The sequence below is a fragment of the Desulfotomaculum sp. genome (genome assembly GCA_003513005.1).
GTDB lineage: Bacteria > Bacillota > Desulfotomaculia > Desulfotomaculales > Nap2-2B > 46-80.
In genome coordinates this window covers 51,218-66,968 of record DOTD01000036.1, presented here as the reverse complement: position 1 = coordinate 66,968, position 15,751 = coordinate 51,218, and the positions used below count along the sequence as shown (strand labels likewise).

The window sequence follows — 15,751 nt, the reverse complement described above, 5'->3', positions numbered from 1 at the left end:
TTTTTTTTTTTTTTTTTTTTTTTTTTATTTTTTTTATAAAAATTTTTTTCCCCCCTTTTATTTTTAAATTTACTTTTCCCCCTTTTTTTTTTTTTTTTTTTTTTTTTTTTATTTTTTCCCCCGCCCCCCCCATTGGGGATTTTTTTTTTTTTTAGTTTATTTTTTCCCCCCCCTAAAATTAAAAAAAAACCACAAAAAAAAAAAGCAAAAAAAACAAAAATAGTTTTTTCTTAAAATTACCGAAATTCGTTTCCCCGCCCGTGCGGGATGTTTTCCTACGGGGAGGGGGGCCCCCTATGGGGCGGGGGAGCGAAAAAAAGGGGGGGGGGGCCGCTCCTTCCCCTTCCCCGCCAATAAAACATCGGCCAGAGCAAAGTCCAGCGGGGTGTCAATATCTACCGAGCGATCTTTCGGCATTATGTAAGCATATGTCTGCGGTCCGTAGAAGGAATCATTTTTAAGAAAATAGTCCCATTGGATCAGGTAGATGGCGCCGTTTAACTGGTAAAAAGCAGGAAGCTGCTGGCGGGGCTGGTTTGCTTCGGGACGGATGAAATATTCCAGGCAGTGGTTGTCCGGGAGGGTATTGCTCAACCAGGGGTGGTGGGTAGTTTCGCAGACGGAGACTATCGCTTTAGCGTGGCGTTCAATCATCAGCTTGCAGGAATTAACGATATCTTCAGGGGATCGCAAGGGGCTGGTTGGCTGAAGGATGGCCACCCAGTCGAATTTTTCTCCCCGGTTTTCGTACCAGGCCATTGCGTGCCGCATTACGTCGCTGCTTTTTGCGCTGTCTGTGGCCAGTTCGGCAGGCCGTAAGAAAGGCGCTTCGGCTCCCGCTGAAAGAGAAACTGCCGCTATATCTTCGCTGTCGGTGGAAACAAGCAGAAAATCAAAAACGCTGCTGGCCAGAGCGGCTTTAATTGTATGGACAATCAGCGGTTTGCCGGCCAGAGGCTTGATGTTTTTTCCGGGAATCCCTTTTGATCCCGCACGGGCTGGGATAACTCCGAGGATTTTTTTGTCCTGGTAAATTTTAATCACCCCGTAAGTTCAAAAGCACGCAGAGTCTGGCGGTATTCTTCCCATTGTCCGATGTCAAACCATTCACCATGGTGGGGGAAAACACCAACTTTCAGCCCCTTTTCCTTGGCCATGTCGATCAGGTCAGGCATTTGCAGTGTTTTTCCCTTTGAAACAAAATCCAGGACCTCCGGTTCCAGGACATAAACCCCGCTGTTGACCAGGAAGTGGAAGTTTGGTTTTTCGTTGATATTTTGAAGGTTGTCGTCATCCACCTTTAAAACGCCGTAAGGTATGGTGAATTTTCGCAATGCTCCAAGGATGGTCAGTGCGTTTCCATGCTCCCGGTGATACCTCAAGAGTTCTCCATAATCTGTTTCCACGATAATGTCGCAGTTGGAAACAATAAAAGTATCATTGAAGTCCCCGTTCAACAGTCCCAGAGCGCCTGCTGTGCCCAGAGGCTCCTTTTCCTGGACAAAGCCTATCTTATATTTGCGGCCGTTGTTTTCTGCGAAATAAAGCCGCACTATATCCGCTTTATAGCCCAGACTGATCGTGAAATCAGCAAAACCCTGGCCGTGGAATTTCTCCATAATTACTTCGACGATAGGCTTGTCCCCGAGAGGGATCATCGGTTTGGGCAGAATTTTTGTAAATGGATCCAGCCTGGCGCCCATCCCGCCAGCCATGATGATTACTTTTTCTGTCCGTTTTTCCCTGCGGTTGCCAAAGACGTCTCTGCAGAGGAGAAGATCGACTACCCGCTGCTGGTCGTCAAGAAGAGGGACATGCCGGATATCATGGTCGAGCATCAGTTTGCGGGCAACGCCCAGGTCGGTTCCGGCTTTAATGGTTTTAGGGTTTTTGCCCATGATTTCGCTCACGCAGACATCCATATTAACCCCGCGTAGAAGAGCCCGGCGGATATCCCCATCGGTAATTATTCCCACCAGGCGCCGTTCGCAATCGGTCACCAGGAGTACCTGCATACCTGCCTTATCCATGCGCGGCAGGACTTCGGAAAGCTTTTCTTCCGGCAGGGCGGTAATCTTTTTTAAATCCCTTTTATGCCAGGCCACATATGCACCCTCTTTCGGAATCCTCAACCATTTCCCAGGTCAGCACTGTTTCCGCAGGTATATCAACGGACGCTTTACGCCCGATTACAGAATCCCAGAGCATTGGCGATATTCCCGTTCCCGGCCGTTTTGCCGCCAGGCAGTTTTCTGTAATTCTTTCGCCGGCCGGGATGTTTTTGCTGGAAACGATGCTGCGTCTGGCTGCGGCGGCGGTCTTTATTTCGTCGGGGACCGGGGCTTTGAAACCGTTTCCAAGGCTTTTTTCGACCAGGCGGATAACTGCCACCATATTATTTAATTCGTCCGGTTCCAGGGAACATTTATGGTCAGGGCCCTCCATTTTGCGGCTTAATGTAAAATGTTTTTCAATTACTTCGGCTCCCATGGCTACCGCAGCAATCGGGACAGCGTATCCCATGGTGTGATCTGAATAACCTACAGGCAGGCCGAACGTCTGTTTGAGAGTGAGCATAGCTTTTAAGTTAACTTCTTCGGGAGGCGTTGGGTAATTGGAAGTGCAGTGCAGCAAAGTAATTTCCCCGGTGCCCGGACCTTTGAGTATTTGGACGGCTTTTTCAACTTCTTCCAAAGTTGACATCCCCGTAGACAGGATCACTTTCTTTTTTTTTCCGCCAATCCGGCGCAATAACGGCAAATTCGTTATTTCTCCGGAGGGAATCTTGAAGCAGTCCAGGTTTAATCCATCCAGAAAATCAACACTTTCCAGGTCAAAAGGGGAAGAGAGGAAAGCAATCCCGCGCCGGTCGCAATATTCTCTCAGCTTTCTGAAATCATCAAAGCTTAGTTCGAGCTTTTTAAGCATTTCCAACTGGCTTTCAACTTTATGGGACATGTTCTTTTGCTGGTACTGGGCCCTTTCTGCGAAAGAGGTGACTATTTTTTCGGCTTGAAAGGTCTGAAATTTAACTGCATCCGCTCCGCTTTTACAGGCAAGATCGACCATCTGCATAGCCAGGTCCAGGCTGCCGTTATGATTTACGCCTGCTTCGGCGATGATAAAAACCCTGCTCTTTTTAATCATTATTAGAGACTCACCTCATCGGGGCCTGGGAAATCAAGGCGCTTTTCTAAAAGAGTTCTCCCAAGCGGAATTTGTTCAAGTACGCTGATAATTTTTTCACTCGCCTTTCCGTCTTGAAAGGGGTCGTAAGGGTTGACTGTTTGGAGCAGACCGGCGCGAAATACCGGATCAGTTAAAGCTTTTCGCAGGCCTTTTACAATGTCTTTCTTGCGGCAGTTTACGTCCAGGATGCTTTCCGCCCTGATCCTGCCCTTCTGACGGTTACCTATATTGACGGTTGGAACGTGAAAGCTGGGCGCTTCGATAATGCCGCTTGAGGAATTACCCACCACGGCTGAAGCAATCCGCATCAATCCGAGATAACCCCGTGAGCCCAGACTTGGTTTGAGCAGCACATTGTTTTTATTCAATGCGTAATCCTGCCAGATTTGAACTACCGCCTGATAGCCTGCTTCCAGACCGGGATAGGTAATCACCTGCTGGTATTCCTGAAATTGCTCCAGGGCCAGCGCAACTTCTTTCGCCTGAGCCTCCGTATCATTTTCGCCGGTAATTGTTTCCGGGTGAAAAGTAATCAGCAGGGTGGGTGTTTCGGGATCTATGCCGAAGTTGTTTTTTATTTCTGACGGTGAAAGATAATCACAGGAGTAAATGTTTTCGATTCCGGTTGAGCCGACAACGTGAATCCGCCATGCTTCCTCGCCCATCTGCCTGATCCGGCGCCCATATTCCCAGGTGGAAGCAAAATGAAGATGGGCCATCTTTGTCAGGGCATGGCGTACCTGTTCGTCAAGCGCTCCCTCGGTTGATTCGCCGCCGGCGATATGAGCGAGCGGTACTCTGTAAATCAGGGCGCAGGAAGCGGGGGCAAGGAGTTCGTAGCGATCTCCCAAAAGAAGCAAAAAATCGGGCTTGTATTTCCCGATTACCGCGGCCATTTTAACGGTTGCCTCGCCGAGAGACTTGGCGATGGATTCATGATTATCGGAATCTAGTGTAAAGGGGACTGTTTCGGCAACGGCAAAACCGTCCTTCTTAATGTCCGAAATTGTGCCGCCCTTGTATGAGGCCAGGTGATCGCCGGATACGATAAGGATGAGCTCGAGGCCAGGGCTGTCCGAAATCCTTTTCAGGATTGGTTTTAACAGGCCGTAATCGGCCCTCGTTGAGGAAAAAGCTATTATCCTGCGCAAACTGCCTTAACACCTCTGGAAGGATTTTGGACAATTACCGCAGGATTGCCAAAAACGGTTACACCCGCAGGTATGTCTTTTGTAACAACCGCCCCGGCGCCGATCAGAGCGCTTTCCCCGATAGTGATCCCCTGGATTATCCGGGCGCCTGCGCCGATAAATGCTTTTTCTCTTACTGTTACGTTTCCGCAGAGAACGGCTCCCGGCCCTACTTGCGCCGAATGTCCGATTAAACAATCGTGTTCGACTATAGCCCCGGAGTTGATGATCACATTTTCTTCTATAACAGCGCGGGGATTGATAACTGACCCGGCCATTACCACGGTAGCCGGACCAAGCCTTGCAGTCCGTGAGATTATTGAACCCGGGTGCTTGAAAACGGGAAAATTAAAACCTTTGGACAGGCAGTATTCATAAAGGGTTCTTCTTTTCAGGTTGTTAAAGCCCGCCATGCCCATGGCGGCATATTTGAGGAATTTATCGGAGAGGCTTTCAAGAACGCTGTCATCGCCGAGATAGGGTAGCTCATCTCTTGTCAGGATGTTTTCTGGTTGAGGGTCAACGCAGCCAACCGGTTTGAATTTTTTTGTCAGGAGGATTATTTCAACGACCACCCTTGCGTGGCAACCCGCCCCGATGATCACGATCGGTTTTTTATCCATAGGCATCTCCTGATATATTGATTGCTTTCGATACAAGGGCAATTGAATCACAGACTTCCCTTACAGATTCGTCAGTTAAAAAAGTAGCGCTGGGTAAATTAATACCCCTGTTATATAGTTCGTCGGCGATACTGTTTTTCTGTAGGTACATTTCTAAAAAACATGGCTGCCTGTGCATCGGAACAAAAAACGGCCTGACCTGTATGCCACAGGAGATGAGTCTTTTCATAAGCGCAGTTTTTTTCTCGCCGAATTCTTCCGGATCAATTAATACTGACGTCAGCCACCAACTGCTCCGGGCTTCCGGGAGTTCCTTCTGGAATATAACGCCGGGGAGGGAGTCAAGCATGTTGTGGTAAATATCTGATATATTTTTTTTGGCTTTTAAAAATTGAGGCAGGCGTTCCAACTGGGCCAGCCCAAGCGCTGCCTGCAGGTTAGTTAGACGGTAGTTATAGCCGATTTCGGTATGCAGATATTCCATCTGCTCTTTTTCCCTGCCCTGATTGACTAAAACCCTCGCCCGTTCCGCTAGTTTGGAATCACCAGTGACAATCATCCCGCCGCTGCCGGTTGTGATAACCTTATTGCCGTTAAAGCTGAATACCCCAATGTGTCCGAATGTGCCCGTCATTTTTCCGGAAAAAGTTGCTCCCAGGGATTCGGCAGCGTCTTCGATAACATATATTCCGTAGTTGTTGGCCAGGTTGGAGATGGAATTGAGATCAGCGGGATTACCGTAAAGGTGGACGGGGATAATGGCTTTTGTACGCGGGGTTATCGCCTCTTTGGTCTTAACAGGATCCAGTGTCCAAGTATCCGGCGTTACATCTACAACTACAGGCGTGGCCCCGACATAGGTAACAGGATTGACCGTGGCAATGAACGTCAGGGAGGGAACAATTACTTCATCTCCGGGGCCGATTCCCAAAAGCCGCAGGGCCAAGTGAAGCCCGCACGTGCCGCTGGATACCGCCACGGCATGCTCTGCCGAAATAAAAGAGGCAAAACGCGCTTCAAATTCTGCAATCAAAGGTCCTGAACTGGAAACGAATCCGCTGTCTATAGCTTCAAGCAGATATTTTTTTTCCAGTTCACCGATATTGGGCCAGTCGAGCGGAATTTTAATCTCAGGCAAGGAAGCTCCTCCTGTTGGTGTGTTTATTTACACGGTGTACAGTCCTGATTTGTACTGCCGGGTGTTTTGCGCAAACCATTCGATTGTTGTCCTGAGTCCTTCTTCCAGTGTAAGCTGCGGTTTCCAGCCTGTCAGGGCAAACGCCTTTTTGTTGTCACAAAGCAGCCTTTCCACTTCACTGGCCTCCGGCCTTATTCTCGGGGGGTCAATTTCAATTTCTGTTTTTATACCGGAAATTTTTTCGATAAGCTTAACGAGGTCTCCGATTGAAATTTCACTGCCGCTGCCCAGATTAACTATTTCTCCTGTGCATTTTTCTGAAAATCCCACACTGATCATTCCTTTTACCGTATTCCGGACAAAGTTTAAATCTCTTGTAGGTGTGAGGCTTCCCAGGCGGACTGCTTTTTCTTCACCAAGGATCTGGGTTATGATTGTCGGGATGATGGCGCGTGTGGACTGCCGCGGTCCGTAAGTATTGAAAGGCCTTACTATACTGATGGGAAGACCGAATGACCGGTAGTAGCTTAAACCCAACTGGTCGGCGGCGATCTTCGTGGCGGAGTAGGGAGACTGTGCTTGGAGCGGATGATCCTCATCTATAGGTACATATCTGGCCGTTCCGTAAACCTCGGAAGTTGAAGTGATAACCACTTTTTTCGTGTCCAGTTCAGCAGCAGCCTGACATATGTTGTATGTGCCTTCGAGGTTGGTTTTTATATATGCAAGCGGTGATACATAGGAGTAAGGGATACCAATTAATGCTGCCAGATGGAAAACAAGATCAACTTCTTTCAAACATTTTTTTACACTGTCATAATCTCTGACATTACCAGAGACGATTTCCATATTGCTGATGAAGGGGCTGCTTTCCAGCCACCCCCAGTTGTTGCGGGAGTTATAATGAATTAAGGCTCTTACGTTGTGCCCTTGCTTAACCAATTCTTCGCACAAGTGAGAGCCTATAAAACCGCCTGCTCCGGTTACTAAAATTTTCAAAGAAATACCCCTTTCGATTTTTTACATGTCAAAGTATCTAAAGACCTGCCTATCCATTCTTCAATTTTTCCCGCAGCCATGTTAAGATCTGTATAAAAAGCGCAGGACTGCTCGATTATATTTTTTACTTTCTCTATATGTTCAACAGTATCTTCTTCTTCAACACGGGCGAATTTCTGATAGGCAGGTGAAAAAATCGCTTCCAGCCAGGGGAAAGCTTTTTGCTGCATAAATATTTTTTGGTCTATTTTTTTTAATTTGTCTTTTAACAGGTCTATCTTCTGAAGGGACGGCATTTCACTTATGCCGTAAAGCTCGTTCAGCTTTTGCGATAGCTGCAGTCCTGAATAGGCGTACTTTTTTACTTTGCTCACACTTTTTTTTGTTTCCTTTAAATCAAAACATATTTTCTTGATCACATCAAGAGGAATATCTTTTTTTACAGCCAGTTTCTTTATTGTTTCGCCAATAGGGTACTCCTTTGTCAGGTATCTGTCTATTGCTTCATTAAAGGGCATTTCTTCAGTGCCGGGAATTCTGGCCCCGCCTTCGGTAGCGTTGATTATTTTTACTCTATCGTTTATCTGAGGGATCTGCTCTTCGTACCAATGTAAAAAGCAGGCCATGGAATGGTTTGTTTCAACTTTTTTGTTTCCTCCGTATCCCTCTACTTCAACCAACTGTTCGTTGCCTGAAACAGTGCGGCCTTCGTAGATTGTCCTTTGTGAATGTGTTTTGCCGCCTGTGTAGGCCAGGTCCTGTCCGATAAAAATAATTGGGTCAAGACCTGCTTTTACAGCAAGGTCAAAAGTAACATTAGCCACTGAGGGACCGCTTTTTAGAAAGGTTTTCTCTTCCTTAATGTAATTATTTAACCATGACATAAAGTAGGGATTATAAGCGCCTACAATTTTCGGCCCTTTAAAGTTGACCGGAATGCTTTTATAGGTCTCGGGAGAAAAGATTAGAACTGCGTCTTTAGCCTCGACATTCTCAAAATTAGCTGCATTAGGTTCTCCCCCGTCAACAGTGACGACCAGATCCGGTTCTATTCCAATGCTTAACACCGCTTTAAAAGCTGTTCCTGCAGCAATGATAACCGCCTTGTTTTTTATTTCTTTGAGAAGGTGTATGTTTTTATCAAGGGATGGCCCGGCAGCCACAATAATGCCGGGAACTCCCTTTAACGGCCCGCAAAGAACGCTGACATCCGGGGACTGGATGGTTACAGGCAGGTTATATAAAAAATTGTCTGTCCAGTCGTAAGAAAATCGAATTATAGTATTGGAGTTTAAGATATGGTCAGCAATAATTGAGCTGACGGCGTTTTCCAGTTCTTTAATATTGTCTCCGGAACTGCGGAGTACCGGGAAATAGGCTAAAGACTTAATTTTTTCAGGCTGATAGATGTTCAAATGATTTCCAACCAGTTTGCTAATTTCACTTTTTTCAGCGCCAAAGTATAAAACAATATTTTCTTTGTTGATCAAGGGAGTGAGGTCAACTTCCTTTAAGGCGGTTTTAAAAGTTGACAGGTCCGGTTCCATAGCCACTATTCTGGCTTTGGGGTATAACATACTCAGTCTGTTAAGGTGATAACCCAGGCCAATTCCACAGACAAGCAGTGTGTCGTCTTCCGCGGCGCAGATATTTTGTGCCCACCGGGCAGCTTCCCTTACCGGATCATAGGCGCTGTGCAGGTGGTGGACCTTCTCATTATGAGATACTCTTATGGTAGGCAGTCCGTTTTTTGCCGGCGCCACTTCGCCAAGAGGTGTGGTCTGTGATAACCTGTCTTCCAGATCAGGGTATCTGTTTTTTAAAGCGGAAAGATTTTTAGATAAGTTGCACATTACTTTTTCCTTCAGGCCAAGTTTTTTAGACTACGACAGGATGCGTGTGTTTACTTGTTCCACAAAAGGCACGAGTTCGTACTCCAGCAAATCGCCAATCATAACGTAATCTCCATTTTCCCATGCGTCAAGCAGACTGCTTAAATAACCGCCCAGTTCTTCTGTTTGTTTATAATCAGATGATGTTATATTTCTCAGAAACCCATCCAGCCAGCGCAGCCCTTCCGTAGCATTAATAAAAAAGTAAGCTCCGTCAGCATCGTTTCCGCTATGCATCAATTCCGCTATAGCCATAAGACCCTTGGACAGCTTCGGCAGATAATCAACTGCAGATTTGTATAACTCATCATCATTTAATAATAAATCGTCTGGTGTGTAACCAGCCATTCTTTTGCCTCCTAAAACTTTTTTTGGATAAATCTGGGGGAGGGTATAAAGTGTCTTTTATAAGCATTTATCGTAACTCTTGTCTTTTGAAGTACCATCCGGTCTTGTTTCTCTTTTGCAAGGCAGTTGTTCATTAAACATATCATTGCGTCTATTTTCTCTTTAACTTCTTTTATATCAGTAATAAGCCCCGAGAGCTCTTCTTTGGTTACGGAAGACGTTGACAGGGAAGAGCTATTCTTAACCGGGCTCAAGCGCTTAATTCTCTCTTTTATTTCTGCTTCAGTCCGCCACAACTGCGAAGCTTTTGCCCAGTTATCTCTTTTTATTTCGTTTTCCGTTAAAAGAATTAAATCCTTAAGATCAGAATAGGCGTTTTTCTGTTTTGAGATTATTCCCTCATCTATATAAATCACCTTTACACCCTCATTTTACAGACGCCTTTGGCCCAGGCATCCTTTATTTCAGTGAGCAGTTCGCTTATCTCACTTAAGATTGAGGCATCTTTTTTAATGTTTGCCTGAATGAGCCGGAAATGTATATATTCATATAATCTTTCAAGGTTAATGGCGAAGTCGCCGGCCTCAAAGTTTAAACTTGCCCGTAATTCGTTGATAATTTTTTGGCTTCGGTTTAAAAGGTAGTTTGTTCTGGTTATTTCACCCTTTTCGATAGTTTCTTTTGCCTGGTCAATTAAACTTAAAGCTCCCTCATAGAGCATGAGGACCAGTTTTTCAGGCGGGGCTGTAATAATGTTATTCTGAGCGTAAGCAGCCACTTGTTCATTGATCATTCTAATGTCCCCCTTGAGTTGCCTTTTAATTACCGTTTAACGTTAATTGGCTTTTCGGCCATGCTCCGGTTAGCTTGAACTCTTTTTATAGCTGTTGTTTAATACTGAAATCTGGCTTTCCAGCCATGTACTGGTTGAATTAAATTCGTTTAAGAGCTGTTCCATTTCACTGAACTTGCTTTCTAATTGCTGCTGCCGTATTTCCAGACGTTCATTCATGTCTTCAATTGCTTCATTTAAACTTTTAATCTGTTTTTCGTAAGCTTTCTGGTGGGCTGGGATAAGCCCGTTCCCGTCATTGATCTGGCGATCTATCGCTGTCGTTAATTTAGCGGCGATGCCGTAATCACTATCTTCAAACAGGTTGCCCAGGGCAAGCGGATTATTTTCTAGAACTGATTCAAATTTGTTTTCATCTAAAACTAATTTTCCTGTTTTATAATCAACTGTTATTCCGGCCTGGGACAGCTTATTAAGACTTTCAGAAGCTCCCTGAACGGTGCTTCTTATTATGTTTCCAAGTGATCGTTGAAGGTACTGCAAAGATATGTCCCCGCTTAATGTTCCAGTTTTGGCAAGGTTGGAATTGATCAAACTGATGGTATCATTATATTGACTGATAAATTCATTAACTTTGCTCAGTGTTGATTCGGAATCAGACTTTACTTCTATGCTTGTTTCCCCTGCTGTCAAAAGTGTAATGTCTAATCCGGGAATAATATCGGAAACCTTGTTCGAAGTGCTGTAGAAAGTTGCCCCTCCGTTAATTTCTGATATTGAAAAGGCAGCGTTAGCGCCCAGATCCTGTTGAGCGTTTAATATATCCAAGGTGGCTAGAAGGTTTCCGCTTGTATCTGATAAAGATATGCCGATGCTGCCGGTTTCGCTTGATTTAAGCGCTATTTTATCTGCCAAGGGATCATAACTGGCGTAAACTCCCGCATCAGAACTATTTATCCGGTTTATTACATTGTTCAAGGAGCCGGTCGTAGTGTCGTAATCTATAGACACGCCGTTTATTGTAAAACTGCCGCTGGTTGTGGAAAGAAGTCCGTTCTTCAAACGTGAATTATCCAAAATTACATCTGTTTTGGTCATTCCCAGGTTTGCCTGGCTGGTTTTCGAATAAGGCCCGCTTCCTTCTGCCGGGGCGGCCAAAAGGCGTGTGGCGGTAAGAAAGTTGCTTGTATCGGCGCCCTGGCCAAGTTTCAGGCTGTCTGGATCGTTGCTGGTCAAAACCAGACGGTCGTTTAAGTAACTTGCGGTAACTCCGGTTGCCGCCGACTGTCCATTGATCTGGCCGATTACATCGGCCAGACTATCATTGGCGGCATCCAGCGTAAAGGCGTAGTTGTTGATTGTAAAGGTTCCGCTGGTGGGAGTAATGGCAAAACCAGCGTCGCTGCTGTTTAAGGCAGCGCTGGTATTGATGGGCTGGCCGAGTGTCCCGGCGCTTTGCGTTTTGGTTCCCGTAGCTGTGCTGATGATGTTTAGATGGTAGGTTCCCGGGATGGAAGTGCTTCCAGCCGCAGCACCGGCCACAGAAGCATTACTAACCTGAGCGGTTCTGCCCAAAAAGGAACTGGAAGAGCTTAACTCCGAAAGTATATTCTTTAAAGACAAAAGCTTGGTGTTGATTTCTCCCCAGGCATTCTTTTTTGCTGTTAAAGTTCCCACTTTTGTTTGCATATTGGTTAATGGCAGTTTTTCAACAGCCATTAATCCCTTAATTATGCTGTCTGTATCAAGGCCGGAACTAATTCCTGTAATCTTAACAGTTGACATGACTTATACTTCCTTTTTTACACATAATCATCCATGAATGTTCCCACGGCATTTTTTAATTGGGCCAGTATATCAAGAAATTTTTCCTCGGGAATTTCTTTGATTATTTTTTCCGGATAAGTGGTTGGATCGACGACCTGCACTATTAACTGATTGGTAGCTTTATGGATCTTAAAACGCAAATCGTAATCGAGAAAGACTGCCAGCTTATTTAAAGTATCGGTGTCGGCTTTAAATATTTTGATTTTATCTTCCGCTGTCTCGTTTTTGTCTGAATTTGGTTCCTTTTCATTTTTAACCTGCAAATTTTTTTGAACCGGCTTTAGATCCTGCTGTGAAGCCGTATCATTAACAGCCGGGATAGCGTTCACATCTTTTATTTTCATAAACCATCATCCCTTTTGAACTACGGAGGACTATCAGCAGAGTTTACCCTTGCAGGAAGGACGGCCAGCCAAAATCTGCCGGCCGTCCTAAGCGAAAGGTTGATAATTATTTCATTAAAGACAATATTTGCGAGGGTATCTGGTTGGCTTGAGCTAACATGGCAATACCGGTTTGCTGCAGGATTTGGTTTCTTGAGTAATCAGTCATTTCCTTGGCCATATCCAAGTCACGAATCCTGGCTTGAGACGTGGTCAGGTTCGTTTGCATACTTTGCAGATTCTCAATGGACTGTTCCAGACGGTTTTGATAAGAGCCGAGATTTGCCCTGCGGCTGGCCAGTTTCTCAATGGTGTTCTGTATCTTGGTAATAGCTGCATTTGCCCCGGTTACAGTACCCAGTGAAAGCGTGCCTCCCGTACAAATAGCTGAAAAGGCTGCTCTGCCTATGGCGATAGTCATTTTCTCAGCTGCCTGGGCTCCGATCTGGAAAACTTTCCCGGCTGAAAAGCCGCCGCTTAACAGATTAACGCTGTTAAAGTTAACATTGCCCGCTATCTGGTTGATCTCTGCTTTTAAAGCGCTGTACTCGGCAACTATCTTTTGCCGGTCTGTATTATTTAAACTGTTTGTGGCTGCTTCGGTGGCCAGGTCTATTAAACGGTCAAAAATACCGTTTATGTTAGCAAGGGCGTTCTCTCCGGTCTGGACCAGCGAGATAGCGTCCTGGGCGTTTAACTCAGCTCTTGCCATCCCTTTTAATTGTGCAGTCATTTTTTCCGAAATAGCAAGCCCAGCGGCATCATCTGCGGCTGAGTTGATCCGCAAACCGGAAGAGAGTCTTTCCAGATTCTTGGAGATGTTTCCCTGGGTAACATTCAGATTTTTAGTTGCGTTTAGCGCCATTGTGTTATCGTAAATGTACACTCTTTTTTCCCTCCTTTAGGTAAAGTGTTGATTTTCGTGCCTTTTTACGGCCGTTTAGAAAGGCACAAAAACTTTTATTTGTGTATAAAATCGGTAAAAATATTGAGAAACTTAAGGGTCCTGCAGGTTATCTGACATAGAAAATTAAAATTATTTTCTTTAAAAAAAAGAAGAAGACCTTTTAGGTCTTCGGAAAGTGCTTGTTATATTCGTTGTTAACTTAAATAATCTAATAAACTTATCTGTAAGACTTTAGCGGTGCAGGACAAGGCAGCCTGATAAGTGAGCATGCGTGAAGCCAGTTCGGTTGTTGCCATTTCTAAATCAGTACTCTGGAGGCCGGCTAGAGTATTTTGCAGTACTGCATTTTGATCTTCTATAAAAGTTTTAATCATCTCCAGGCGGTTAATTTGAGTACCTGCTTCTGAGCGGGACTGGATAAAGAGATCTTGATCATCGGTCAGGTTTTCTATTTGTGCGTTTACAGCTGAGGAATCATTCGCCTTCAAGGCATCCTTAAGGTCAAAAAGGTGTGTGAAGACATCGCTGTCAATAAAAAGCGACTGACCGTTGAAACTAACAGTTTCGCTAACCTGGGGCAGAACCTCCCTTGTCGACTCATAGAATATTGTATCTGTGATGGAAGGGTTGACGTTCACTTCTTCCCCTCCTCCCGGGTCTTGCCTTATAAAGGGCTGTTTCCCTTTACTGTTGCTAAAAATATATCTGCCTTGAACTTGAGTGTTGGCAACAATAACCAGCTGATCGATCAAATTGTCAACTTTTAAGGCATAGGTTTCAAAATCCGAAGAATTATGGCCTGTGCTGCTGGCTGAAAGAGCGGCGTCAATTGCGCTTTGCATTATCTGATTGGCGCTGTCGAAAGCACTGTCAGCTTCATTTAACCATGAAATCCCGTCTTCTATGTTGCCGCCGTACTGATCCTGGCTGGCCAGATTTTGTCGTATCGAAATTACTTTCCAGAGGTTAGCAGGATCGTCGCTGATTTGCCGCATTTTTTGCCCGGAAGAAATCTCCTGCTGTAAACCGGCTATTTCCCGGATGCTTTGCTGTAAATTGCTGATTGTGTTTAAAACTGTCATGTTATTTGAAACACGCATTTTTAATACCCCTTCCTGCTAAGTCCGGTTGATCAACGTATCCAGCATGTCATCAAAAATACTCATCGCCTTTGACAATGCCTGGTAAGTAAACTGGTACTGCATCAACATAGTGAGTTCCTCGTCTATGGAAACACCGGAGAGGGACTGGCGCTGGGCTTCAAACTGCAGGCCGATGGAATTAAAAAAATCAGCGTTTTTACCGGCCTGATCTTGGTCTGAGCCAATTGTTGTGATCAGTTGGCTGTAATAACCCGCCAGGCTGTTGTTACCTAATTCCGCATAACCGGCTGTGTTATTTATACCGGCTATGGCCATCGCGTTTCTGCCGTCACTGGGGGAGGAACTTTCCTGGGCAGCCGCAATATTATTCGGGTCATTTAAAATATCCTCGTTGACCGAAATCTCTTTGTTTCCAGCGGCTGTATCCTGTACAGTAAAGAAAGCCACGCCCTGTTCATCGTTTAGAGTATATCCGTCTTCATGGATTTCATTTACCTTGTCAGCCAGTGTCTGAATAAACAAATTCATTTTGTCCTGATAGTCTTCAACAGATTGTTTTGCTGCCAGAAGGCCGCCCAACTCCCCTTTTCCCGATGACAGATCACTCTCTAACAGGGGATCAGCATCCTGCCCTTCAACGATTGTTTTTCCATAGGCAACTACGGTCGCCGTGTTATTATCGTTAAAAGTAATTGTAATGTCAGAAAGCCTGGACATCTCATCAAGCAGGTGGTCCCTTTGGTCCATTAAAGTATTGTTTTCTGCAGTCACACATTTTTTTAACGCCTGGTTGACGTCAGCCAAGCTGGCTGCAAGTTCGTTCATCTCTGAGACCTTGGAAGCTAAAGAACTCTCAATTTCAGTGTGGGCAGTTTCCATTTGGGAAGTGAGATAGTTAAGATAACTGGTTAAAGTAGCTGCGGTATGGGTTATATTCTGACGGGCTGAGGATTCTTGAGGGTTGCTGCTCAATTCTTGCCAGGAGTTCCAGAACTCTGTTAAAAGTGAGCTAACCCCAGTACCTGTCGTATCTGTGAAAAGATATCCTACTTTAGCCAATTCAGATTCCATTTCTTCCCAGTATCCAATTTCGGAAAGATTGGCTCTAAGCTGGGGATCGAGAAAATCGTCCCGCATTCGCTGAATACTCTTTATTTCCACTCCTGCGTTTATTTGTTCCTTGCTCAGGGAAGGCGGCAAAGATGTTCCCGTGGCTGAAAGAACAACCCTCTGGCGTGAATAACCTTCCGTATTTGCGTTTGCAATATTATTTTGGGTTGTTTCCACAGCCTGCTGGTAAGTTGACAGGCTGCGGCGGATTATTTCCAGACCCGAAAAAGTCCCGGACATAAGACATTC

At 45.2% G+C, this 15,751-nt stretch carries 16 protein-coding genes; all 16 read right to left on the bottom strand.

Annotated elements, in window-relative coordinates:
• Positions 1 to 294 precede the first annotated feature (294 nt).
• Complete coding sequence (locus DEH07_04385) at positions 295 to 1,035, bottom strand: CMP-N-acetlyneuraminic acid synthetase (GenBank protein ID HBY03774.1); 741 nt, start codon at positions 1,033 to 1,035, stop codon at positions 295 to 297.
• 5 nt (positions 1,036 to 1,040) lie between these two features.
• On the bottom strand, positions 1,041 to 2,030 hold the full coding sequence (locus DEH07_04380) for a nucleotidyl transferase (protein HBY03773.1): 990 nt from the start codon (positions 2,028 to 2,030) through the stop codon (positions 1,041 to 1,043).
• A 61-nt stretch (positions 2,031 to 2,091) separates the two neighbouring features.
• Positions 2,092 to 3,147 (bottom strand): N-acetylneuraminate synthase, encoded by a 1,056-nt coding sequence (gene neuB / locus DEH07_04375; protein ID HBY03772.1) that lies wholly within the window; start codon positions 3,145 to 3,147, stop codon positions 2,092 to 2,094.
• A 2-nt stretch (positions 3,148 to 3,149) separates the two neighbouring features.
• A complete protein-coding gene (gene neuC / locus DEH07_04370; GenBank protein ID HBY03771.1) occupies positions 3,150 to 4,340 on the bottom strand; it encodes a UDP-N-acetylglucosamine 2-epimerase (hydrolyzing) in 1,191 nt (396 codons plus the stop codon).
• Positions 4,328 to 5,008 (bottom strand): acetyltransferase, encoded by a 681-nt coding sequence (locus DEH07_04365; GenBank protein ID HBY03770.1) that lies wholly within the window; start codon positions 5,006 to 5,008, stop codon positions 4,328 to 4,330. The genes neuC and DEH07_04365 overlap by 13 nt, the downstream gene beginning before the upstream one ends.
• Entirely contained in the window at positions 4,995 to 6,140 is a 1,146-nt protein-coding gene (locus DEH07_04360) for a LegC family aminotransferase (protein HBY03769.1), read from the bottom strand. The genes DEH07_04365 and DEH07_04360 overlap by 14 nt, the downstream gene beginning before the upstream one ends.
• A 27-nt stretch (positions 6,141 to 6,167) precedes the next feature.
• Positions 6,168 to 7,139 (bottom strand): NAD-dependent dehydratase, encoded by a 972-nt coding sequence (locus DEH07_04355; GenBank protein HBY03768.1) that lies wholly within the window; start codon positions 7,137 to 7,139, stop codon positions 6,168 to 6,170.
• The gene (locus tag DEH07_04350) at positions 7,136 to 8,992 is read right to left on the bottom strand and encodes a hypothetical protein (protein ID HBY03767.1); all 1,857 of its coding nucleotides are present in this window, start codon (positions 8,990 to 8,992) and stop codon (positions 7,136 to 7,138) included. The genes DEH07_04355 and DEH07_04350 overlap by 4 nt, the downstream gene beginning before the upstream one ends.
• A 30-nt stretch (positions 8,993 to 9,022) precedes the next feature.
• Complete coding sequence (locus tag DEH07_04345; protein HBY03766.1) at positions 9,023 to 9,379, bottom strand: hypothetical protein; 357 nt, start codon at positions 9,377 to 9,379, stop codon at positions 9,023 to 9,025.
• A gap of 11 nt (positions 9,380 to 9,390) precedes the next feature.
• Positions 9,391 to 9,795, bottom strand: a complete 405-nt coding sequence (locus DEH07_04340; GenBank protein ID HBY03765.1) for a hypothetical protein — start codon at positions 9,793 to 9,795, stop codon at positions 9,391 to 9,393.
• Between the two features lie 2 nt (positions 9,796 to 9,797).
• Positions 9,798 to 10,172, bottom strand: coding sequence for a flagellar export chaperone FliS (gene fliS / locus DEH07_04335; GenBank protein ID HBY03764.1), 375 nt, complete (start codon positions 10,170 to 10,172; stop codon positions 9,798 to 9,800).
• Between the two features lie 69 nt (positions 10,173 to 10,241).
• A complete protein-coding gene (locus DEH07_04330) occupies positions 10,242 to 11,957 on the bottom strand; it encodes a hypothetical protein (protein ID HBY03763.1) in 1,716 nt (571 codons plus the stop codon).
• A 17-nt stretch (positions 11,958 to 11,974) separates the two neighbouring features.
• Positions 11,975 to 12,343, bottom strand: a complete 369-nt coding sequence (locus tag DEH07_04325; GenBank protein HBY03762.1) for a hypothetical protein — start codon at positions 12,341 to 12,343, stop codon at positions 11,975 to 11,977.
• A gap of 106 nt (positions 12,344 to 12,449) precedes the next feature.
• Positions 12,450 to 13,247 carry a flagellin gene (locus DEH07_04320; GenBank protein HBY03761.1) on the bottom strand — a complete coding sequence of 266 codons (798 nt, stop codon included), beginning with the start codon at positions 13,245 to 13,247 and terminating at the stop codon, positions 12,450 to 12,452.
• 236 nt (positions 13,248 to 13,483) lie between these two features.
• Complete coding sequence (locus tag DEH07_04315) at positions 13,484 to 14,389, bottom strand: hypothetical protein (protein ID HBY03760.1); 906 nt, start codon at positions 14,387 to 14,389, stop codon at positions 13,484 to 13,486.
• An 18-nt stretch (positions 14,390 to 14,407) separates the two neighbouring features.
• On the bottom strand, positions 14,408 to 15,742 hold the full coding sequence (gene flgK / locus DEH07_04310) for a flagellar hook-associated protein FlgK (protein ID HBY03759.1): 1,335 nt from the start codon (positions 15,740 to 15,742) through the stop codon (positions 14,408 to 14,410).
• Between the last annotated feature and the right edge of the window lie 9 nt (positions 15,743 to 15,751).